This window comes from Edwardsiella sp. A.80236 (assembly GCF_044540725.1).
GTDB classification, from domain to species: domain Bacteria; phylum Pseudomonadota; class Gammaproteobacteria; order Enterobacterales; family Enterobacteriaceae; genus Edwardsiella; species Edwardsiella tarda.
In genome coordinates this window covers 63,232-85,457 of record NZ_JBIUCY010000016.1, presented here as the reverse complement: position 1 = coordinate 85,457, position 22,226 = coordinate 63,232, and the positions used below count along the sequence as shown (strand labels likewise).

General features: G+C 60.6%; 21 protein-coding genes. 14 read left to right on the top strand and 7 right to left on the bottom strand.

The window, feature by feature from the left end; translation table 11 throughout:
* The 7 genes from ACEQFP_RS13720 to arsC all read left to right on the top strand — a co-directional run.
* Positions 1–767, top strand: a 767-nt coding sequence (locus ACEQFP_RS13720; protein WP_396464349.1) for an NUDIX domain-containing protein, incomplete at its 5' end; no start/stop codon positions are given.
* Between the two features lie 715 nt (positions 768–1,482).
* On the top strand, positions 1,483–2,124 hold the full coding sequence (locus ACEQFP_RS13715; RefSeq protein WP_005285067.1) for a fimbrial protein: 642 nt from the start codon (positions 1,483–1,485) through the stop codon (positions 2,122–2,124).
* Positions 2,125–2,172: 48 nt separating this feature from the next.
* Positions 2,173–2,844, top strand: coding sequence for a fimbrial protein (locus ACEQFP_RS13710; RefSeq protein WP_370546806.1), 672 nt, complete (start codon positions 2,173–2,175; stop codon positions 2,842–2,844).
* Between the two features lie 26 nt (positions 2,845–2,870).
* Positions 2,871–3,590 (top strand): molecular chaperone, encoded by a 720-nt coding sequence (locus ACEQFP_RS13705; protein ID WP_005293236.1) that lies wholly within the window; start codon positions 2,871–2,873, stop codon positions 3,588–3,590.
* A gap of 19 nt (positions 3,591–3,609) precedes the next feature.
* Positions 3,610–6,627 (top strand): fimbria/pilus outer membrane usher protein, encoded by a 3,018-nt coding sequence (locus ACEQFP_RS13700; RefSeq protein WP_370546805.1) that lies wholly within the window; start codon positions 3,610–3,612, stop codon positions 6,625–6,627.
* Positions 6,624–7,775: a fimbrial protein gene (locus ACEQFP_RS13695; RefSeq protein ID WP_035596799.1), complete on the top strand. Its 1,152-nt coding sequence runs from the start codon at positions 6,624–6,626 to the stop codon at positions 7,773–7,775. Before ACEQFP_RS13700 ends, ACEQFP_RS13695 begins: the two co-directional genes overlap by 4 nt.
* Before the next feature lie 228 nt (positions 7,776–8,003).
* Positions 8,004–8,426 (top strand): glutaredoxin-dependent arsenate reductase, encoded by a 423-nt coding sequence (gene arsC, locus ACEQFP_RS13690; RefSeq protein WP_005285083.1) that lies wholly within the window; start codon positions 8,004–8,006, stop codon positions 8,424–8,426.
* Positions 8,427–8,675: 249 nt separating this feature from the next.
* Here the strand turns inward: arsC and gapA are convergent, their stop codons facing one another.
* Positions 8,676–9,671: a glyceraldehyde-3-phosphate dehydrogenase gene (gene gapA, locus ACEQFP_RS13685; protein WP_005285091.1), complete on the bottom strand. Its 996-nt coding sequence runs from the start codon at positions 9,669–9,671 to the stop codon at positions 8,676–8,678.
* A 359-nt stretch (positions 9,672–10,030) separates the two neighbouring features.
* On the opposite strand from gapA, the gene msrB reads away from it, so the two are divergent.
* A complete protein-coding gene (msrB, locus tag ACEQFP_RS13680; RefSeq protein WP_370546804.1) occupies positions 10,031–10,441 on the top strand; it encodes a peptide-methionine (R)-S-oxide reductase MsrB in 411 nt (136 codons plus the stop codon).
* Between the two features lie 69 nt (positions 10,442–10,510).
* On the top strand, positions 10,511–10,789 hold the full coding sequence (locus ACEQFP_RS13675) for a YeaC family protein (protein ID WP_035596808.1): 279 nt from the start codon (positions 10,511–10,513) through the stop codon (positions 10,787–10,789).
* A gap of 102 nt (positions 10,790–10,891) precedes the next feature.
* On the opposite strand, the gene pncA is transcribed toward ACEQFP_RS13675, so the two are convergent.
* The 3 genes from pncA to sppA form a co-directional block, all read right to left on the bottom strand.
* Positions 10,892–11,527, bottom strand: coding sequence for a bifunctional nicotinamidase/pyrazinamidase (pncA, locus tag ACEQFP_RS13670; protein ID WP_005285099.1), 636 nt, complete (start codon positions 11,525–11,527; stop codon positions 10,892–10,894).
* Between the two features lie 55 nt (positions 11,528–11,582).
* On the bottom strand, positions 11,583–12,599 hold the full coding sequence (gene ansA / locus ACEQFP_RS13665; RefSeq protein WP_005285101.1) for an asparaginase: 1,017 nt from the start codon (positions 12,597–12,599) through the stop codon (positions 11,583–11,585).
* A 303-nt stretch (positions 12,600–12,902) separates the two neighbouring features.
* On the bottom strand, positions 12,903–14,756 hold the full coding sequence (sppA, locus tag ACEQFP_RS13660) for a signal peptide peptidase SppA (RefSeq protein WP_005285103.1): 1,854 nt from the start codon (positions 14,754–14,756) through the stop codon (positions 12,903–12,905).
* A gap of 211 nt (positions 14,757–14,967) precedes the next feature.
* Between sppA and ACEQFP_RS13655 the strand changes: the two genes are divergently transcribed.
* From ACEQFP_RS13655 to ACEQFP_RS13635, 5 genes are all read left to right on the top strand, one after another.
* Positions 14,968–15,516: an NAD(P)H nitroreductase gene (locus ACEQFP_RS13655; RefSeq protein WP_047060030.1), complete on the top strand. Its 549-nt coding sequence runs from the start codon at positions 14,968–14,970 to the stop codon at positions 15,514–15,516.
* Positions 15,517–15,710: 194 nt separating this feature from the next.
* Positions 15,711–16,757, top strand: coding sequence for a selenide, water dikinase SelD (gene selD / locus ACEQFP_RS13650; RefSeq protein ID WP_005285115.1), 1,047 nt, complete (start codon positions 15,711–15,713; stop codon positions 16,755–16,757).
* On the top strand, positions 16,754–17,866 hold the full coding sequence (mnmH, locus tag ACEQFP_RS13645; protein ID WP_005285118.1) for a tRNA 2-selenouridine(34) synthase MnmH: 1,113 nt from the start codon (positions 16,754–16,756) through the stop codon (positions 17,864–17,866). Before selD ends, mnmH begins: the two co-directional genes overlap by 4 nt.
* An 8-nt stretch (positions 17,867–17,874) precedes the next feature.
* Complete coding sequence (locus tag ACEQFP_RS13640) at positions 17,875–19,803, top strand: DNA topoisomerase III (RefSeq protein ID WP_035604935.1); 1,929 nt, start codon at positions 17,875–17,877, stop codon at positions 19,801–19,803.
* Complete coding sequence (locus ACEQFP_RS13635) at positions 19,800–20,138, top strand: DUF1496 domain-containing protein (RefSeq protein ID WP_005285125.1); 339 nt, start codon at positions 19,800–19,802, stop codon at positions 20,136–20,138. The genes ACEQFP_RS13640 and ACEQFP_RS13635 overlap by 4 nt, the downstream gene beginning before the upstream one ends.
* Positions 20,139–20,167: 29 nt before the next feature.
* On the opposite strand, the gene ACEQFP_RS13630 is transcribed toward ACEQFP_RS13635, so the two are convergent.
* From ACEQFP_RS13630 to ACEQFP_RS13620, 3 genes are all read right to left on the bottom strand, one after another.
* Positions 20,168–20,596, bottom strand: a complete 429-nt coding sequence (locus tag ACEQFP_RS13630; protein WP_005285128.1) for a pyrimidine (deoxy)nucleoside triphosphate diphosphatase — start codon at positions 20,594–20,596, stop codon at positions 20,168–20,170.
* A complete protein-coding gene (gene xthA, locus ACEQFP_RS13625) occupies positions 20,593–21,402 on the bottom strand; it encodes an exodeoxyribonuclease III (RefSeq protein ID WP_077999105.1) in 810 nt (269 codons plus the stop codon). The genes ACEQFP_RS13630 and xthA overlap by 4 nt, the downstream gene beginning before the upstream one ends.
* 89 nt (positions 21,403–21,491) lie before the next feature.
* A complete protein-coding gene (locus ACEQFP_RS13620) occupies positions 21,492–22,061 on the bottom strand; it encodes a TIGR00730 family Rossman fold protein (protein WP_370546803.1) in 570 nt (189 codons plus the stop codon).
* Positions 22,062–22,226: the final 165 nt, after the last annotated feature.

The following is a 22,226-nucleotide window of genomic DNA, read 5'->3' as shown; positions in this document are numbered from 1 at the left end:
TCTGTCACTCTGTCACTCTGTCACTCTGTCACTCTGTCACTCTGTCACTCTGTCACTCTGTCACTCTGTCACTCTGTTCGCCGGAGACCTCATCTGAGCCCGCCATGGTGAGGTGCGCCATCATCGGCTCGCAGGCGCGCGGCATGCCGCTGGCTGCCATGGCCGCCTTATCCCGTGTATGCTATCTCCCTCGCCACGCTGGCGGGGCACCGCCGCTCGCGCGCCCTGGGCGCTCAGCTCAGCAAGGCGGCCCCGCTATCCCCGTGGGGGAGAGGCATCACTGGAAGTATGACGCGTCACGCGTGGCATCGCGTGCAGAGATAACGGGTTACTATCGAGGGGTCGGCCAAGTGAATAATCATGCTGTAGCGAAAGAGATTGATAAATTAGGCTGGGTTTATATTCAGGATAAAAAGATCCTGATGGCGCGCTCATACCATAAAGCGGCCTACTATATTCCCGGCGGCAAGCGGGAGGCGGGCGAAAGCGATCAGGCCGCGCTCATTCGTGAGATTAAAGAAGAGCTCTCCGTCGATTTGCTAGCGGACAGCATCGTCTCGCTGGGGGAGTTTAGTGGACAGGCCGACGGGAAGCCCGCCGGTATAAGGGTAAAGATACACTGTTTTCGCGGCGAATTTAGCGGAGAGCTCGCCGCCAATGCCGAAATCGAACATATCGCCTGGCTCACTTACGCCGATCGGGCGCGTTGCTCATTGGTCTCGGCAAAAATATTGGCGGCGTTAAACGCGCAGGGGCTGATTGATTAAATCACGAGCCAGGCGATTTTCCCTCTGCGCTTTTAACGCCTTCTCCACTCTAGCGTTAATCGGGGAAGGCAAAGGGGGGCAGTAACGTGCCGCGGCGTGTAGCGGCCGTCTGCCCGCGATACCTGGCGCTGAGTGTGCGCCGGGGCCTGCTGGCGGGCGATACGGGCAGAAGGCACCTGCCGGCGCCGGTTTTCGTGCCCACCTTCTTCGCCGCGCCATCTGCCACCTTGGGCCGGTTTATCCGGTGGCGGCCAGCGTGCGAAATAGGCTCACGATGAGGTGAGTGGGGCGAGTCGATGGAGGTAATGCGGCGAGGTTAGCGTGTGCGAATGACCCCTGCGATGATGATTGAACAATAAAGATGACATGATGATGTCACCCTCCCGATTTTAATACTTATCTCACCGTGGCTTTAATCATTCGCAGATATTATAAAATAACTCATCTTATTTAAATTGCGATATTCATCAGGCGCAATGCATAAAATAAAAATCAATTATTATTAAGATGGATTTCATCCTTTATAGTGATTTAAATAATTGTGAGAGTGCAAGGTAAAAGTATTGCACCTAAGTTTTTGCTGAAATACAATGCCGAAAAATGACAATATTAATATAATAATGTCTCCTCAGTGTATTTATTCTCCGTAATAATAAATAGCTTTGATGTCATTGATGGTACAGCTTATTAACTCGCTAAAGAAAGGAGTCATGAAATGAAGCCAGTTTGGATAGGTGCTGGAATCTTGGTGTCGATGTTTTGGGTTGTGCCGCAATCCTTTGCCGATAATTCGGGGCTTGTGCGCTTTCAAGGGAAGCTGTCGAATACGACCTGCGGCGTGGATCTCCTCGACTGGAGCACGGAGCGCAGCGCTTCGACGGAGATGAATGTCTATGGCCAGCCGATGAGCGTCGCCACCATCCCCTTGCCTAAGGTGCCGACGTCAAGCCTGAACGAGCCGGGTAAGACGGCGGGCGAGGTGAAATTTAACCTGCGCTTAATCCGCTGTGAACCAAGACTACCGGAGAGTTTGAAGGCCTACTTCACCAGTAACCCCTTTACCGATACCCGCTCCGGCAATCTGATCAACGGAGGGACGGCGCGAAACGTACAGGTGCAGTTGTTGAGTGGCGGAAACAACTGGCAGCCGGTCCCCATTGGCGATAATAGCCAGATTGAAAATGGCAAGTTTTATACGAGGAGTGATTTAGTCTACGTCCCCGATCCGACCATGAATTCAGGGAAAGCGGGCGGCAATGTCTATATCTTGCCCTATGGCGCGCGCTATTACGCCACCGGGCAGGCAACGCCTGGTACGGTTAATACTATCGCTACCTTCAATATCATTTATCAGTAACCCTCGTAATCACACTGAGTAGTTTCATCGTCATCCAAGGAGAGAATAATGAAAGTCGTTAATGTTAAAAAAGGGATTGTGGCGGCAGCGACGGTAGCCAGCCTGTTCTCCGTGGCGCAACCGGCGAACGCGGTGGCGACCGGGGGATTGATCTATTTCACCGGGGAGTTGGTGTCCACCAGTTGTCAGGCGGCGGTGGCGGGTGATGACATCGGTGTGCCATCCGGCACCATCGGTGAGGAAGGTAGCCTGTATGAGAATTATAGCCAGGTGACCCTGCCTACCATCCCGATCACCGAGTTGAACGCCAGCGGCAAGACCGCCGGGCAGACCACCTTCCATATTATCGTCTGGGGCTGTAATGGGGTCGCCCCCGAGGGGGGGAGTGCGGACGAGGCCGGGTCGTCGGTTAAGGCTTTCTTCTCGGGGGGGCCCTTCGTTAACAGCCAGACAGGGCGGTTGAAAAACGCGCGCGAGGCACAGACGGTGACAGCGGATCACGGGGCTGGGGCGCAACACGTCGAGCTGGAACTGCTAGATGGTTCGCAGCACTTCCGGAAGATCAATATCGGCAATGGTGACCAGATTAGTGGTGGCTATGTCACCAGCCTGAACAGCGGCTATGCGGTGCTGCCCTATGCCGTGCGCTACTACGCGACAGGTGCCGCCGATGCAGGGCTCGTCGAGTCGTTAGCCACCTACACCCTGGTTTATCAGTAATCCCTTGGCGGGGCTGAGGACTGACTATGAGCGTGATACGTTGTTTTACCACTCTAGCCGTACTCTGGGCGTTGCTGTCATCAGCCCACGCCAGCGTGCAGATCAATGGTACCCGGGTGATCTATAACGCCGATGCCCGTGATGTGAGCGTGCAACTGACCAACAGCGGCAAGTACCCGGTGTTGGTTCAATCCTGGCTGGACGATGGTGATCCCGATACGTTACCGGAGAAAGCGTCGGCGCCGTTCGCCTTAACCCCACCGTTGGCGCGTCTGCGAGAGGGGGGCGGGCAGACGTTGCGCCTGGCCTTCATCGCGACCCAGACGCCGCCAGCGGATCGGGAGAGTGTCTGGTGGCTGAATGTGCTGGAGATCCCGCCGGAGTCGGATAAGGGCGGTAATGAGTTGCAGCTCCAGCTTGCCTTTCGTTCCCGTATCAAGCTGTTTTACCGCCCGGCAGGGTTGAATGCCGAGCAGGCTAACAAGGCGGTGCGGCAACTACGCTGGCGTAGCGCGGGGAACACGCTGACGCTGCACAATCCCACCCCCTATTTTGTCTCACTGACCCGGGTTTCGATCAGTGGAGGCCCAAAGAGCCTAACGTTGGAAGCGGATATGGTGTCGCCCTATGGCGAGTTCTCCCTTGACCTACCCGCCGGGCGTACGCTCAACGGTCAGGAGAAGGTGGTAGTGGGTTACGTGAACGACTACGGGGCTTTCAATAGTCAACCGATCCAACATCAGTAGTCGCTGATCGAGGCAAAACATGCACAAGGCAAAAGTATTAGCTTATTGGCTATGGCCATGGGCGACGGGCTGCCTGTTGCCGTTAGTCAGCCTCGGTGTCGCTCACGCAGAGGTCGCGGAGTGGGCCCGCGCTCGGGCTCAGACGTTGCCTGCGGAAGAGGCGCCACCGATGGCCTTGGCGTCTGCCCGCTCATCCGCGTCATTATTCTCGGCGGGCGGCGAGAGTGGCCTGGCGCTGGCGGCCAACCCGGCAGAATCTGGGGCGTCGCGAGCCTCCGCCTCGGCGGCGGGCGGTGAGAGTGGCCGGACGTTGGCGGCCAACTCGGCAGAGTCTGGGGCGTCGCGAGCCTCCACCTCGGCGGCGGGCGGCGAGAGTGGCCTGGCGCTGGCGGCCAACTCGGCAGAATCTGGGGCGTCGCGAGCCTCCGCCTCGGCGGCTGATGGCGAGAGTGGCCTGGCGCTGGCGGCCAATCCGGCAGAATCTGGGGCGTCGCGTGCCTCCGCCTCGGCGGCTGATGGCGAGAGTGGCCTGGCGCTGGCCGCCAATCCGGCGGAATCTGGGGCGTCGCGAGCCTCCGCCTCGGCGGCTGACGGCGATAGCGGCACGGCGTTGGCCGCCAATCCGGCTGGCCGCCGGGGGCATCTGGCCTTTAATACGGCCTTTCTTCAGTACTATGCCGGTAACGCCGATCTCAGCCAGTTCGATCAAGAGAGTGGGCTGATGCCAGGCGAATGGCTGGCGGATATTTACCTCAACGATGAGCAGGTGGGGCGCGAGAGCGTCATCCTGCGCCGTGGGGAGGAGGGGGGTGAGGTTAACATCTGCCTTAGCCCGGCGCTGCTGCGTAAACTCAACCTGACCGACGAGGCGATCGACGCCGACGCGTTGGCCGAGGCGGACTGCACCCCCGTAAGTTTAGCCATCCCGGCGGCGACGGCGGAATTCGATGCCGGCCGCCAACGCCTCACCCTCCATATTGCCCAGAAGTATGTGCAACACAGCGCCCGAGGCTATGTCCCGCCCGCGTTGTGGCAGGATGGCAGCACCGCCGCCTTCTTGGGTTACGCGTTCAATAGCTACTACGCCCATAACAATGGGATGAGCTACAACTCGCAGTATCTAGGCATTAACAGCGGCTTCAACATTGCCGGTTGGTATTTGCGTCACAACGGTTCGCTGAATCGCCAGTCGGGCAGCGGCAGCGAGTATCAGAGCCTGAATACCTGGCTCCAGCACGACATCGGCGCCCTGGGGGGGCGGCTGCTCGTCGGCGAAGGTTACACCTCGGGGCGGCTCTTCGACACCCTCGGCTACACCGGGGTGTCGTTGGTCAGCGATGAGCAGATGTTGCCCGCCTCGCGTCGCGACTATGCGCCGGAGATCCGGGGCATTGCGCGCGGTAATGCGCGCGTGACAGTGCGCCAGAACGGTAACCTGATCTATGAAACCAGCGTCCCGGCGGGCGAGTTCGTCATCGACGATCTCTACCCGATGGGCTACGGCGGCGATCTGGAGGTGACGGTGCGCGAGGCCGATGGGCGCGAGAGCACCAGCCTGGTGCCGTATGCGGCGGTAGCCGAGTTGCTCCGCCCCGGCGCCTTCCGTTACGAGCTGGTGGCGGGCCGCTACCGCACCGCGCAGAAACACAGCGATCAGCCCCTCTACCTGCTTACCTGGCAGCAGGGGATTAGCAACCTGCTGACGCTGTACGGCGGTACACAACTGAGCGAGGGGTATCGCGCCTTCCTCGGCGGAGGCGCGCTCTCCACGCCGATCGGGGCTTGGGCGTTCGACGTTACCCACTCGGATGCGCATACCGGCAGCCAGGAGCTGACCGGGCAAAGTTACCGTGTCACTTATAATAAGTTTCTGCGCCAAACCGGGAGTTACATCGCCTTGGCGGCCTACCGCTTCTCTACCCAGAACTACCTGGACTTCGATCAGGCGATGGATTATCGCGATTGGTATGGTGGCGTGGGCATCGATCCCGTCTATCTCTGGCGCGAAAAGAGTCGCTTTAGCCTCTCGCTGAGCCAAGATCTGCCGACGGGCTGGGGGCAACTCTCCGCCAGCGCCTTGGCGCGCCACTGGTGGCACCGCACCGGGGCCGATCTCCAGTATCAACTCGGTTGGTCGAGCGGCTGGCGGCGAGTCAATTGGTCGCTCAGCGCCTCGCGCAGTCGGATGATGAATGGCTTACAAGATAGCAATCTCTATCTCTCTTTCAGCGTCGCCCTCGGCGATCAGCACCCGTTAAGCCTGAGCAGTGGTTTCTCACGCGATGGCGAGGGGCATTACGGCGAGCAGCTGTCGTTAGCGGGCTCGTTGGGCGAGCGCCAGCAGATGAGTTGGAACGTCGGCGTGGATCATAACGACTACAGCGGCACCACGGGCAGTCTCAACGGCCAGTACACCGCCCCCTGGACCAGCCTGTCGGCTAACGCCAGCATTGGCAGCGAGACCCGCACCGTATCCGCCGGGCTCAACGGGGCGTTGGTGGCTCATCCGCGAGGGGTGACCTTTACCCCTTATAGCAGCGACGGCTATATCGTGGCGTCGGCACCGGGGGCGGCAGGCGCCGAGGTGACCAGCTATCCAGGGTTACAACTGGATTATTGGGGCAATGCGGCGATCCCGCTCTCCTCGGTCTATCAACGCAACCTGGTCACCCTCGACCCGACCCGAGTGGAGAATGTGGAAATGGATTCGACCATGCAGAGTGTGGTGCCACGTGCCGGCGCGGTGGTGCTGGCCGACTTTGCCACCCGGCATGGCTATGCGTTGCTACTGCTGCCCTCATCGGCGGAGCAGGGGTTGCCCTTCGGCAGTACCATCACCGATGAGGCGGGCAATAACATGGGGATCGTTGGGCAGGGTGGCTTGTTATATGCCCGTGTCACCGAGACTCAGGGGCAGTTATTGGCGACCTGGAGCGAGGAGGGCAAGGCGCGTACCTGCGTGCTGCCTTACCGGATCGAGGATCTTGAGTCGAGTACGCCGCAACATCAGCATTACCGCTGTGAGAGGTCACAATGAGACGACAACGCATACCCCGCTTGGCGCTTTGGGCACGCCTGCTGTTGGTGTTGGTGCTCCTGGGCCTGGCGCCAGCGCTTAGGGCGTCTTGCTATGGGGGAGGCTACCATCGCGTGGTGCCGTTAGGCTGGGGAGACTATAGCATCGGGGAGGATGCACCGATCGGCACGGTGTTCTATCGGCAGTTAGTGCATGGCGACTTACCCTATAGCATAAGCTGTAACACCGACAGCGTTCATAGCGGTCGTATGCAAGTTAACTTCCGGGTGGATGAGAAGAACTGGTCCGTCAACGGGGAGTTCATTGCGTCACCCGTCGCAGGGGTAGGCGTCCGCTTCCGCACTATGAGGGGAGATATATTCGGATCGTTGAGCAACCACTATACGATCACCTACCCCAGAGACAATCCGAGCACGATTGGGCCGGAGGAGACGTCGTTCATCGTCGAGTTTATTAAGACTGGCCCGGTTCCCGTGGGGGGAAGCTTCAGTGGTAGTAACCTGCCGATGGTGATCATCGAGGCCGCCACCGGAGGGGCGGATGACTGGAGTCCGGTAACCGAGATCGAGTTTATTGGCGACATGCGCCTGATGATCCACGCCGGGACCTGCCAGGTGGCGAATGACCGCTACACCTATACCTTTCCCAAGCAATTAGGGGCCGACTTCCCGGCGCTCGGCGCGACCAGCGAGTGGCTGGCGGCACCGGTGACGCTGCATCGATGCAGCGCCTTCACCCGTAGCCACCGTAATAATGGCGACTATGCCGAATCGACGGCGTCAGATCCTAACGCGATACTCGCCGAGGTGAGGGATGTGCACACCACGCCTAGCCGTGTGAAGCTGACTCTGTCGCCACAGACTGCGGTGCTGGATAGCAACAACGGCGTGATCGCTATTGAACAGGGGGAGGATGCTGCCATCGGTCTCGCTATTCAATTAGGGTGGAATAATGGTAGCGGCAGCTATCAGCCTCTGGCGTTAGCTAACGGGGTGGCCGAGTTGGTTGCCGAGCCCTCTCCCCCCGTCGGCGCCTATGACTCCACCGATTTCGTTTATCGCTTGGCTGCCCGCCTGATCCGCACCGGGGCGGCGCTGAAGGGGGGTAAAATCCGCGCCCAATTGACCTACACGGTCACCTATCTTTGAGTCAGGCCGTCGGGCAGGGCCCACATCAGGCCTCGGCCTGGCCGCTGCGGCATGGCGCGCTGTCACGGACTGCCGCTCGGTCCCCTTTGCGCCAGCGTGTCGCCCCCATTGCTCGCTGGTGTTAAGGCCCCCTATCATGCTAAACATAGGTAATGATCCCTATGGACTATTTATCTGGATAAACGCGATGAGGCGATGACGCCCCTGACCTGGTCATGAGAGACGGCTATGAATACGATTACGATTTATCACAACCCGGCCTGCGGCACCTCGCGCAACACCTTAGCGATGATCCGCAACAGTGGCGTGGAACCGACCATCATCCACTACCTGGAGACGCCGCCGTCGCGCGCGGAGTTGATCGGCTTGATCGCCGCGCTGGGGATCTCGGTACGGGCGTTGCTACGCCAGAATGTCGAGCCCTACGAGACCTTAGGCTTGGCGGACGAACGACTGAGCGACGCGCAACTGATCGACGCGATGTTAAGCCATCCCATCCTGATTAACCGGCCAATCGTGGTGACCCCGCTGGGGGCGCGCCTGTGTCGCCCCTCGGAGCGTGTGTTGGAGATTTTGCCCACGGCGCAGCAGGGGGCGTTTAATAAAGAGGATGGCGAGCCGGTGGTGGATGAAACAGGGAAACGGCGCTAAGCCGTGGCGGTGAGCGGCGTTTAGCCGAGCGTTAGGGAGGGGCGTCCGTCTCCCCGTCGTGGCGGAGTGTTCACCCGCCGTTGCCGTCCTGCGGAGCACGCACAGGCGAGCCTAGCCGGGCGTTGAGTCGGGTAACGTTGCGTAAACCGTATGTCGAGTGAACCGGGGGGGAGCGTCAGCAGAGCAGGGGCGGGGCAGCATAAAAAAGGGCGACTTGCGTCGCCCTTTCGTCATTCAAGTCTCTGACGCTTATTTGGAGATGTGCGCGATCAGATCCAGAACCTTGTTGGAGTAACCAGTTTCGTTGTCATACCAAGAAACCAGTTTCACGAAGTTGTCGTTCAGGGAGATACCGGCGTCGGCATCAAACACAGAGGTGCAAACTTCGCCGTTGAAGTCGGTAGAAACGACGGCTTCGTCGGTGTAGCCCAGAACGCCTTTCATTTCGCCTTCAGAAGCGGCCTTCATCACGTCACAGATCTGCTGATAGGTAGCCGGCTTGGCCAGGCGTGCAGTCAGGTCAACAACGGAAACGTTCGGGGTCGGAACGCGGAAAGCCATACCGGTCAGTTTGCCGTTCAGTTCCGGGATAACCTTGCCAACAGCCTTGGCAGCACCGGTAGAGGACGGGATGATGTTCTGGCTAGCGCCACGGCCGCCGCGCCAATCTTTCATGGACGGGCCATCAACGGTTTTCTGGGTAGCGGTGGTAGCGTGAACGGTGGTCATCAGCGCTTCAACGATGCCGAAGTTGTCGTTCAGGACTTTAGCCAGCGGTGCCAGGCAGTTGGTGGTGCAGGAAGCGTTAGAAACGATCTCCTGGCCAGCGTAGTTCTTGTGGTTTACGCCCATAACGAACATCGGGGTAGCATCTTTGGACGGGCCAGTCATGACGACTTTCTTGGCGCCGGCAGCGATGTGCTTACGTGCGGTTTCGTCGGTCAGGAACAGACCGGTTGCTTCGGCAACTACGTCAACACCGATTTCGTCCCACTTCAGGTTAGCCGGATCTCTTTCAGCGGTAACACGGATTTTTTTACCGTTAACGATCAGGTGGCCATCTTTCACTTCAACAGTGCCGTTGAAACGACCGTGAGTAGAGTCGTACTTCAGCATGTATGCCATGTAGTTGGCATCCAGCAGATCGTTGATGCCAACGATTTCGATGTCAGAACGTTCCTGAGCAGCACGGAAAACAATACGGCCGATACGGCCAAAACCGTTGATACCTACTTTGATAGTCATATATTCCACCAGCTATTGGTTAGTGAATAAAAGGTTGCCTGTAAAATTACAAAAACCTTATGGAGCGTCAAGCGGAATCGTGTCAATTGTTGCTATACGTCAAAGCCGCCAGGCGACTGCGCAGATAGCGCCCACGATACCTAACTCACCGTATCCCATCATACATGGGGACGGGAGAAGCCGTCTCAAGCCTGCGTGCGGTCTCTTTGTGATGTACATCACAAATGTTGCCGCTCGCCGCGCTCCAGCCATCCAGTTTAGACCAAATGATGCTGATCTATTGTTAACTGTTTGTTATGTTGGATTGCATAATCTTTCTGTGTCATCCATCCATTCGGCTCAAGACCGCGGACCATAACATGGCTAAAGAGAACCACTCCTTGTCCCCACCTCAATTAACCGAGATGCAACGCTATGTGACTCATGAGCGTGGCACCGAGCCGCCCTTCAGCGGCAAGCTGCTCTACAACCAGCAGGAGGGCGTCTACCACTGCCTGTGTTGCAACAGCCCCTTATTCTACTCCGACAGCAAATATGAGTCGGGGTGCGGCTGGCCGAGCTTCTTTCGCCCCTACCAGCCCGATGCCATCCGTTATCTGGATGACAATTCGCATCACATGCGGCGCACCGAGATCCGCTGCGCACACTGCGATGCGCACTTAGGCCACCTGTTTCCCGATGGCCCGGCGCCGACGAGCGAGCGTTATTGCGTCAACTCTGCCGCGTTGCACTTCCACGCTGCCGATGATGGCAGCTGGACTGCGGGTTAGCGTCGTGATGTCTGTTAAGGATAATAACAGGGTGAAGCGATTCAGCAAAGTAGATATTGGTGAGGAATTATGGATATTGAGCGCTTGCTCTCAATAATGAACGATGATGTCTATCAGCGCTTGCTGAGCGCGGTGGAATTAGGGCGTTGGCCTGAGGGGAGTCGCCTGAGTGAGGCGCAGCGTGCGCAGGCGATGCAGATCGTGATGCTTTATCAGTCGCGGCATAATCACCAGGCGGAGCATCTGACGGTGAACACCCGGGGCGAGATCGAGATGAAGAGTAAGCAGGCGCTCAAGGCGCAGTTCGCCTCGCCTGAGGCCGACTTGGCGATACGTCGCATCGAGTAAGCGGCAGCGCAAGGGGGTAACCTCTTGCCTCCCCCTCGCGCCGTTTCGAGTATATCGCCTGGAGGGAGCGCTGCCGCACCGTCGCGGGCGCGGCAGGGGGGATCAACGCAGGCTGTCGATCTCGCTTAACGTGCTCAGCGTCGCGCCGGCGGCCTGCATCTCTGCCAAGGCTCGTTCGCTATCGCCCGGCGCGAGATCGACCCCGCGACACCCGTCTTGGATCACCGTGACGGCATAGCCCAGACGCAGGGCGTCTAAGACCGAAAACTTCACACAGTAGTCCGTCGCCAGTCCCAGTAGCCACAGATGGGTGATGCCGTGCTGTTGCAGCCAGCCATGCAGCGCCGTGGCGGCGCGTTGGCCGTTGTCGAAGAAGGCGCTATAGCTATCGATCGTCGCATCGCTGCCCTTGTGTACCACGAAGTCGAAGGCGGTATCGCGCAGCATGGGGTGGAAGGCGGCGCCGATGGTGTTCTGTATACAGTGATCCGGCCACCACACTTGCGGCAGGCCGTTCAGCTCGCCCAGAGCACCGATCTGGCCGCCGCTTTGGCTGGCGAAGCTACCGTGATCGGCGGGGTGCCAATCCTGGGTCGCGATCACCGGGACGCCGTCCCGCTGCGCTAGCTCGACGGCCTGTAGGGCCACGGGGATGACCTCATCGCCCCGTGGCACTGCCAGGGCGCCCTGGGGACAAAAATCATTCTGTAGATCGATCAGCAAAAGTGCGGCGGACATCGGTCTTTCTCCCATGGTTGTGTGACTAGAGCCGGCCTACTCGGTGATGGGCGCTCTAGGGATTCTCGCTCAGCTCACCGCGTAGATCCTGTTGCATCAGATGGCGGATCTCATCGGCGGTGAGTGTTTGGCTTAATAGATAATGCAGTTTAGTCAGTGCCGCCTCAACCGTCATGTCGAAACCACTGATCACGCCAGCATGCGCCAAGGCGTTTCCGGTGGCATATCCCTCCATGTTCACCCGTCCGGAGAAACATTGCGTCAGGTTGACCACCACGATGCCGCGCTGGGCGGCCCGTTGCAGCTCGTCGAGCAGCTCCGGGTTTTGCGGGGCATTACCCACGCCGTAGGAGCGTAGGATCAGCGCCCGTACCGGTTGGCGCAGGAAGTTACGCACCACGTCGGCGGAGATGCCGGGATAGAGGGTGACCACCCCGATGGGCTGTGGCGTGATGGGATGAACCTGGAATGGCGCCTGGTGCAGCGGGGTGACCAACGGGGCGACGCGGCGAATATTGATCCCGGCCTCCAGCAGCATCGGATAGTTCGGTGAGGCGAAGGCATCGAAGCCATCGGCGTGCGCCTTGGTGGTACGGTTGCCGCGAAACAGCTTGTTATTAAAGAACAGCGACACCTCATTGATCGGGTAGTTGGCCGCCAGATACAGGGCATTCAACAGGTTGGTCTGGCCATCGGAGCGCAGCTCGGCCAACGGGATCTGCGAGCCGGTGACGATCACCGGTTTGGCGAGATGCTGGAACATGAACGACAGCGCCGAGGCGGTGAAGGCCATGGTGTCGGTGCCGTGCAGAATGACGAAGCCATCATAGTGCGCGTAGTTGGCCTGAATGTCGTCGGCGATATGCTGCCAGTCGGCGGGGGTGGTATCCGATGAGTCGATCAGCGGGTGGTATTCATGGATGGTGAAGTCCGGCATCTCCGGACGATGGAACTCGGGCATCTGCGCCAGCTGGCGTTGGAGGTGGCCGGAGACCGGAATATAGCCATGTTCGGAGCGTTGCATGCCAATGGTGCCGCCGGTGTAGGCTACATAGATAGATTTTTTTTGCATGACAGAAAATTCGCCGTTACTGGGCGCGTATGCGCAACGATGCGTGGATTATAGGGATAATACGGCAGAAAAAAAGGAGAGGGGCGTCCTTGGGCGTGATTTAACCCCGATCTGGGAGCGAGTATCGCTATCTTGTCGGCGCCAATCGAGATCCACGCTCCGTGCGGGCGGAATAAGAACCCGCGAACAGGGGCGTTCATCGGCCACACGCCTATTCGCCGCGTGTGGTGCAATCGAGGTGAAGCGTGAAGCGTGAAGAAGCCGGAGCGGTCATCCGTGTGATGAGCGCCCCGGCGGGGAGGGCTAGCGAATTTCGCTACAGGTCAGGCAGAGCGCATAGCGCTGCTGGGGATCGTTGAGCGAGGCAACCCAGTCGCTCTGCGCCGCGATCTGGCGCGACAGTTGGAGCAACGAGGCGGGTACCACGCCCTGCAAGGCCTGCGGTAACGACGCCTGCACCGAACCGGTTAACTGGCTGAGTAGCATCTCGCCGACGCTCGGTGTATCGACATACCACTGCAAGCGCGGTTGCTTGATCCCGGCCAATTGCGCGGCCTTGGCGACGGCATCGTCGAAGTCGCCCAACTGATCGACCAGGCCATTGGCCTTGGCGTCGATGCCGAGCCAGACACGGCCCTGGGCGATCTGATCGACCTGCTCCGGTGTCTTGTGGCGGGCTTCAGCCACCAGATTGATGAAGCGTTGATAGCCGTTGGCAATGGTCAGCTGCATCAGATCGCTGACGCTTTGTGGCAGCGCCTTGGTGAGGGCGGTGTCGGCCAGCGATGAGGTGGCGACGCCATCGGTGTAAACCCCCAACTTGTTCAGCGGTTTCTCGAAGGTGTTGATCACCCCGAAGATGCCGATCGAACCGGTGAGGGTCGTCGGGCTGGCGATGATGTAGTTAGCCGGGGTCGAGATCCAGTAGCCACCGGAGGCTGCCAGGCCGCCCATGGAGACGACCACCGGCTTACCGGCACTCCGGGCGGCGGCCAGTTCGCTGCGGATCTCCTCGGAGGCGGTGACGCTGCCGCCGGGGCTGTTGACGCGCAGAATGATCGCCCGGATCGCCGGATCGAGACGAGCCTGGCGGATCTGGTTGGCGGTGGTATCGCCGCCGACGCTGCCCGGCGTCGCTTCGCCATCGATGATCGCGCCGCTGGCGAAGATCACCGCGATCTGCCCCTTGCCGGACTTCGGCGCTTTCAGCGGGTAGTCATACAGGCTGATATGGCGATAATTGCGCGCCTGGGCGTCCCAGCCAAACTGTTTCGCCAGGATCCCTTCGGCTTCGGTGCGCGACGCGAGTCCATCGACCCAGCGATGCAGCACGGCGTATTGTGCCATGTCGCCGCCGGTGGCCTGCAGCCCCTTGATGAGCTGATCGGCGCCGGGGAAGAGCTGCTGCACCGAGAGGTGGCGGTTGGCGGCGACGGTGGTGAGGTAATTATCCCACATACCGTTCAACCACTGGCTGTCGGCGCTACGCGCCTGCGGCGACATCTGGTCACGCATCAGCGGTTCGACCGCCGACTTGTAGGTGCCGACCCGGAAGATGTGGGTGCTGACGTCCAGTTTATCCAACAGACTCTTATAGTAGAGATTATTGGTCGCCATCCCCTGTAGGGCGACGCTACCTTGCGGCGACAGGTAGATCTTGTCGGCATAGCTGGCCAGGAAGTATTGCGCCTGGCTGTAGCTTTCGCCTACCGCAATGATCGGCTTGCCGCTGGCGCGGAACTCGCTTAAGGCCTTGCCGAGGTAACGCAGCGACGGCTGATCGGCACCGACGAAGTTATTCAGGGAGAGCACCAGCCCGGTGATATTGGCATCGTCCTTGGCCTGACGCAGGGTATCTACCAGATCGAACAGCGAGTTTTCTTGCAGGGTATTGCCACGCATCCCCAACAATTCGCGTCCCAACTGGCCGAACTTGTTGTTCAGGGTCGGATTGTCGACCACTACGCCATTGAGATCGACCAGTAGCGCGCCCTTGCTGGCGGGGGCGGCGGGCTTGTCTTGCAGTTGTAAATAAATGCCGACCCCGACCAGGATCAGCAGGAGAAGGAACAGGTTCAGGATAAATTCGCGGATAAAGTTGAGGATCCGCCAACACCAGCGGAACAGTCCGGCGATGTAGCGCCATAACACGCGCATGTAAGCTCCAGGTAAAAAGTTGCAGTCACGCTATCCTAACGGGGGAGGAGCGAAATGTCAGCGTCGAGATGGTTAGCGTCGCGCGGCGGCATCGTTATGCGCACGCATTGCGTCGTGCGGGGCTGGTATCTTGGCGTAGCGCGGCGGATAATTGTCATAACGTTGATTTAACATCATTTGGGTTTACCCATTTTGTCCGCAGGAGAGTGTTATGGACGCTTTAGAGTTACTGCTGCAACGCCGTTCCGCCTCGCGCCTGAGCGAGCCGGCCCCGACGGGGCAGGTGCTAGAGAATATCTTTCAGGCCGGGTTACGCGCACCGGATCACAAGGGGTTGCAGCCGTGGCGTTTCGTCACCGTGCAGGGCGAGGGGCAGGCACGCCTCAGCGCGCTGTTGCACGCCATCGCCGTCGAGGAAGGGCGCGATGAGAAGGGGATCGAGAAGGCGCGTAAGGCCCCGTTTCGTGCGCCGCTGATCATCACGGTGATCGCCCATTGCGATGCCGAAAGTCGAGTACCGCACTGGGAGCAGGTGGCATCGGCCGGTTGCGCGTTGATGGCGATGCAGATGGCGGCGCAGGCGCAGGGGTTTAACGGCATCTGGCGTAGCGGTCACTGGGTCGAGCATCCGCAGGTGCGCGCCGCGTTCGGCTGCCGCCCGCAAGATGCCATCGTCGGCTTTCTCTATCTGGGCACGCCGCAACTGAAGGCTGCGCGTCTGCAACCGTTGGATAGCAGCGCCTTCGTGCGCGCCTTCTGAGGTCTCTCTTCCCCCCTCTTCGCGTCGCTCGCGGCATCCGCTATCGGTAGCGCGGGCGACGGCGGCCATTTACTGTGCGCGTAACCGTTTGCCTCGTTATGCACGACGGGGTTATTGATCCCGTTGCTTATCAATTTCCTGCTCTAGCGTTACCATAGCGTGATTTTATTTTTCTTGATGGAGAGGAGTAGGGTATGACTGCGCCGGCCATTCGTTTGACACAGTACAGCCATGGGGCGGGATGTGGCTGCAAGATCTCGCCGAAAGTATTGGAGTCCATCCTGCATAGCGAGCAGGCTAAGTTTGTCGATCCCCACCTGCTGGTGGGCAATGAGACGCGTGACGACGCGGCGGTTTATGACATCGGCAACGGGGTTGGCATCATCAGCACCACCGACTTCTTCATGCCGATTGTGGATGATCCGTATGATTTTGGCCGTATCGCGGCCACCAATGCCATCAGCGACATCTATGCCATGGGCGGCAAACCGATCATGGCGATCGCTATCCTCGGCTGGCCGGTGGATAAGTTGGCGCCGGAGATCGCCCGGCAGGTGATCGAGGGGGGGCGCCAGGTATGTCGTGAGGCGGGGATTTCACTGGCTGGCGGCCACTCCATCGATGCGCCGGAACCGATCTTTGGCCTGGCCGTCACCGGCACGGTCAGCACCGAGCGGGTGAAGAAGAACAGCGCGGCGCAGGCCGGTTGCCGCCTCTACCTGACCAAGCCGCTGGGCATCGGGGTGTTGACCACCGCCGAGAAGCGTAGCTGCCTGCTGCCGGAGCATCAGGGGCTGGCGCGCGACACCATGTGCCAGTTGAACCGTCCCGGCGCCGACTTCGCCGATATCGCTGGGGTGACCGCCATGACCGACGTCACCGGCTTTGGCCTGTTGGGCCATCTGAGCGAGATCTGCCAGGGGTCCGATCTGCAGGCGACCTTGTGGTTCGATCAGATTCCGCGTCTGCCGGGCGTCGAAGCCTACATCGCGCAGGGGTGTGTCCCCGGCGGTACCGGGCGCAACTTTGACAGCTATGGTCACTTGGTCGGGGCGATGAGCGATCTTCAGCGTCAACTGCTGTGCGATCCGCAGACCTCCGGCGGCCTGTTGCTGGCGGTGACGCCGGATGCCGAGGCGGCGGTGGCTGAGGTCGCGGCACGCCACGGTCTGACCCTGAGCGCCATCGGCGAGTTGCATACGCCGCGCGCCGGTGCGCCGTTGATCGAGGTTCACGGATGATCGACACGGCAGTAACCCGTCCGGATGGCACGGACTATCTCGCCATCCTGGCCGCCGACACCCCGTTGATCGACGTGCGCGCCCCTGTCGAGTTTCAGGCGGGGGCCTTCCCCAGCGCCTGCAATTTGCCGTTGATGTTGGACAGCGAACGCGAGGCGGTGGGCATCTGTTACAAACAACAGGGCCAGGAAGCCGCCATCGCCTTAGGCAATCGCCTGGTGTATGGCGAGGTGCGCGCCGCCCGGGTCGATGCCTGGTTGGCGCAGTGCCGGCGTCATCCGCACGGCTATCTCTACTGTTTTCGGGGCGGCCTGCGTTCCCACATCGTGCAGCAGTGGTTGCGCGAGGCGGGGCTGGATTATCCGCTGATCGAAGGTGGCTATAAGGCGCTACGCCAGGCGGTGATGCAGCAGACCGAACAGGCCGCCACGCTGCCGATGGTGCTGATCGGGGGGAACACCGGTTGCGGCAAGACACGCATGTTGCGCGAGTTGCCGGGCGGCATCGATCTCGAGGGGGCGGCGCGCCATCGCGGCTCCTCCTTCGGGCGTGTCGTGGTGGCGCAGGGCAGTCAGGTCGACTTCGAGAACCAGCTCGGCATCGCGCTGTTGAAGCAGCAGCGTGCCGGTGTCCGGCGCTGGATGCTGGAGGATGAGGGGCGGGTGATCGGCTCTAACCATATTCCACTCTGCCTGTATAACGCGATGCAGCAGGCGCCGGTGGCCGTGGTCGAGGAGCCTTTCGAGGCGCGCCTGGCGCGTCTGCAAGAGGAGTACATCGATCTGATGTGCGTGGAGTATGAGCGCGCCTATGGGCGCGAGGCGGGTTGGCAGGCTTACGCCGAGTATCTGCACCATGGGCTGTTCGCCATCCGCCGTCGTCTGGGCCTGGAGCGTTATGCCGAGCTGGATGGCCACCTGACGCGTGCCTTGCAACGGCAACGGGACGGCGACGGCAGCGAGGCGCATCTGGCCTGGTTGGTGCCGCTGTTGCAGGATTACTACGATCCGATGTACGGCTATCAGCTGGAGAAGAAGGCGGCCCGCATCGTCTTCCGCGGCGACTATGCCGCCGTGCGGGATTATCTCCTTTCCCTCGGCCAGAATTAAGGTGACCGATGCGGCTGTTTATCGCGGAAAAACCGAGTCTAGGGCGTGCCATCGCCGATGTGCTGCCGAAACCCCATCGCCGAGCGGATGGCTACATTCAATGCGGCGATGACGATGTCGTCACCTGGTGTGTCGGCCACCTGCTGGAGCAGGCCGAGCCAGATGCCTATGACGCCCGTTATGCCCGTTGGAATCTGGCCGATCTGCCTATCGTGCCGCAGAAGTGGCAGCTACGCCCCAAGGCGTCGAGCGCCAAGCAGCTTAAGGTGATCGAGCGGCTGTTGCACGACGCGCAACAGGTGGTGCACGCCGGTGACCCGGATCGCGAGGGGCAGCTGCTGGTCGATGAGGTCCTCGACTTCCTGGCCCTGGCACCGGAGCGCCGCCGCCAGGTGCAGCGTTGCCTGATCAACGATCTGAACCCCCAAGCGGTGGCGCGGGCGCTGGGGCGGCTGCGCGACAACCATGAGTTCATGCCGTTGTGTGTCTCGGCCTTGGCGCGTGCGCGCGCCGATTGGCTGTATGGCATCAACATGACGCGCGCCTACACCCTGTTGGGGCGTAACGCCGGTTATAACGGCGTCCTCTCCGTCGGGCGGGTGCAGACGCCGGTGTTGGGGCTGGTGGTGCGGCGCGATGAGGAGATTGAGCACTTCGTGGCGAAGGATTTCTACGAGGTGCGGGCGCATATCGTCACGCCGGCGGGGGAGCGTTTCTGGGCGCAGTGGCAACCCAGCGAGGCCTGTGAACCCCATCAGGACGAGGAGGGGCGCCTGCTTAACCGGGCGTTGGCCGAGCACGTCATCACACGCATCGCGGATCAACCGGCGCGGGTGACCGGCTACAACGATAAGCGTGAGTCGGAGGTGGCGCCGCTGCCATTCTCGCTTTCCGCGTTACAGATCGAGGCGGCTAAGCGCTTCGGCCTGAGCGCCCAACAGGTGCTCGATATCTGTCAGCGTCTGTATGAGACCCATAAGCTGTTGACCTATCCACGCTCCGATAGCCGCCATCTACCGGAGGAGCATTTCGCCGGTCGTCACGCGGTGATGGCCGCCATCGCCAGCCATGTGCCTGAGCTGGCTGATTTGGCCGCGGTCGATAGCGAGCGCCGTAATCGTTGCTGGGATGACAGCAAGGTGGATGCTCACCACGCGATCATTCCCACCGCCCGCAGCGGCAACGTCTCGCTGTCGGCGGACGAGCGCAACATCTACCAGCTGGTGGCGCGCCAGTACCTGATGCAATTCTGCCCCGACGCGCAGTACCGTAAGTGCGTCATCGATCTGACGATCGCCGGGGGCGCGTTCTGTGCCAAGGCGCGTTTCTTGGCGGCTCCCGGCTGGCGCGCGCTGCTCGGCGCCAAGGAGCGTGACGATGAGGACGAAGGGATGCCGTTGCCGGTGGTGGCGCGCGACGACGTGTTGCATTGTGAGCGCGGCGAGTTGATGGCGCGTCAGACGCAGCCGCCACGTCCCTTCACCGATGCCACGTTATTGTCGGCGATGACCGGGATCGCCCGCTTCGTACAGGATAAATCGCTAAAGAAAATCCTGCGAGCGACCGATGGTTTAGGGACCGAGGCCACGCGAGCCGGGATCATCGAGCTCTTGTTCCGTCGAGGATTCCTGCAGAAGAAGGGGCGTAACATCCACGCCAGTGAGGCGGGCAGGGCGTTGATCCATTGCCTGCCGGAGATGGCGGGGCGTCCCGATATGACGGCGCACTGGGAGTCGACGCTGACGAAGATCAGCGAGAAGGGCTGCCGCTATCAGGATTTTATGCACCCGCTGGTGGAGACGCTACAGCAGCTGATCCATCAGGCGCGTACCGCCGTGGATCCCCGCGCGTTTCGCCATCTGCCGCCCGCTAAGCAAGGGACGGCACGGCGAGCGTCAGGGCGAGCAACCGCAGCCAATAAGAGGAAGAAAGCATGAAACAGGCCGTAATCGTGGCGCTAGGCGCGCTGTTGTGGAGCGCCGCGCTCCAAGCAGAGGTAACGCTCTCGACCAATGGGGGCGCCGCTAACGTCAATCAGGCGGGAACGGCAGCCGTCGCCGCCGGTGGCGTCGATGTGGTGGTGCCGATGCCCGCCAACGGCTATAACAACGGGGGAACGAGTGTTACCTGTAGCCGCTGTTGCCTGTACCAGGATCGTTACTATTCGGAGGGGGCGGTGGTGGCGACCGATGGGCTGTTGTTGCAGTGCCAGGCTAACCCACAGGTGTTGAGTACCAATAACCTGCGTTGGGTGGTGCTGAAGAAGGGTTAAGCCCGAGGGGCTTAACCCGGAGTGAGGCGTTACGCATCGCGCGCGAAGCGCGCCAGCCGCGCCAGATAGGCCTGCAGCAGCGGGAGATCCGCAGGCGCCAACGGATAGTCCAGCGCCTGTTGTGGCGTGACCCAGTGCAACGCGGCGTGCTCTCGCGCCTGGGGCTCACCCGCGTCGGGCTGTACCCGCCAGGCATGCAGATGAATGCGCCGGCCTGGCTGGAGTAGGGTGCTGCTGGCGACATAGTCGCTTACCTGGCAGGCTAGCCCTAGCTCCTCCTCCAGTTCACGCTGCAACGCCTGAGGCTGGCTCTCGCCCGCCTCGACCTTCCCGCCGGGAAACTCCCACAAGCCAGACTGATCCTGGCTGGCGCCACGCTGCGCCAGCAGGATACGCCCCTGTCGTTCGATAATCGCCGCGACGACATGCAGGATCTTCTCCGCTCCCTGCGCCGTCATGATAACGTGAACTCGGCCCAGATCGGGGCATGGTCGGAGGGCTTCTCCATCGCCCGGATCTCATAGTCGATGCCGCTATCGACGCAACGCTGTGCCAGCGGTTGGCTGGCGAGCAGCAGATCGATGCGCAGCCCACGGTTATCGTCGAAACCTTTGGAGCGGTAATCGAACCAGGAGAAGCGGTCGTCGCGCTCGGGATGGGCTTGACGATAGGTGTCGACCAGTCCCCAACTCAGCAGGCGATCCATCCAGGCCCGCTCCTCCGGCAGGAAGGAGCATTTGCCGCTACGCAGCCAGCGGCGGCGGTTCTCGTCGCCGATACCGATGTCGATGTCGGCCGGGCTGATGTTCATATCGCCCATGATCAAGACCTGATCCTGCGGGGTCAGCGACTGTTGCAGGTAATCCTGTAGATCGGCATAGAACTTGCTCTTGGCCGGGAACTTCAGGGGATGGTCGCGACTCTCCCCCTGCGGGAAATAGCCGTTGATGACGGTTAACACGCCCTGTTCCGTCGGGATATCGGCCATGATGATACGCCGTTGGGCATCCTCAGCGTCGCCTGGAAAGCCCTTGCGTACCGCCAGCGGCGCCATGCGAGTCAATAGGGCGACGCCGTAGTGTCCTTTCTGGCCATGGTAATGCAGATGGTAGCCGAGCGGGGCCAGATCCTGGAGCGGGAACATATCGTCGTGAACCTTGGTCTCTTGTAGACCGATCACGTCCGGATTATGTTTCTCCACGATCGCCGCCAGCTGATGGGGACGGGCACGCAGCCCGTTGATGTTGAAAGAGATAAACTTCATGGATTCTGGCCGTTGAATAAGGGTGCCCGCATGGTAGCAGATGGCGGGCGTTAGCTGAACCTTGCGCTCAGTGGGGGTATTGCCGTGGGTTACTCCCAGCGGCTCAGATGATGCGGTTGGTAATCGTCGAAGGCGCGCAGCAGGCTGGCCGGATCGTCATCGTGCAGCAGGGTCGCGAGGTAGGGGGGACGAATAAAGCCTTCGTTGGCGCTGTAACGCAGGAAGTCGCGTAGACGGCGATAGTAGTCGCCGACATCCAGCAGGCCGACCGGCTTGTCGTGGCAGCCGATCTGCCCCCAGGTCCAGATCTCGAACAGCTCCTCCAGGGTGCCGATGCCGCCCGGCAGGGCAATGAAGCCATCGGAGCGTGCCGCCATGCGAGCCTTACGCGTGTGCATGTCTGGGACGATCTCTAGGGAGGTCAGGCCGTGGTGGGCGGTTTCCGCCTCAACCAGTCGCTGCGGGATGACGCCGTGTACCTCGCCGCCCGCCGCCAGCGCGGCGTCAGCCACGACGCCCATCAATCCCTTGCGACCACCGCCATAGACCAGTGTTCGCCCCTGGCGGGCGAGGGTCTGGCCCAGCTGGCGTGCCGTGGCGACATAACGTTCAGCGACACCGTCGCTGGCCCCGCAAAAGACACAAATCGCATTACGCATCCCATCACTACCTTAATTTACCGACAAGCTGTGAGGTATAACGAATGTGGCGCGGGATGGCAAGCCTGACGGTGTGAGGCCGCGTTTGGCGAGCCGCTACGGTCGTCTGGATCGGGTTCTGGCTTGATATAGGCGTTTGGGATGTCTAGCAGAGAACAACAAAAG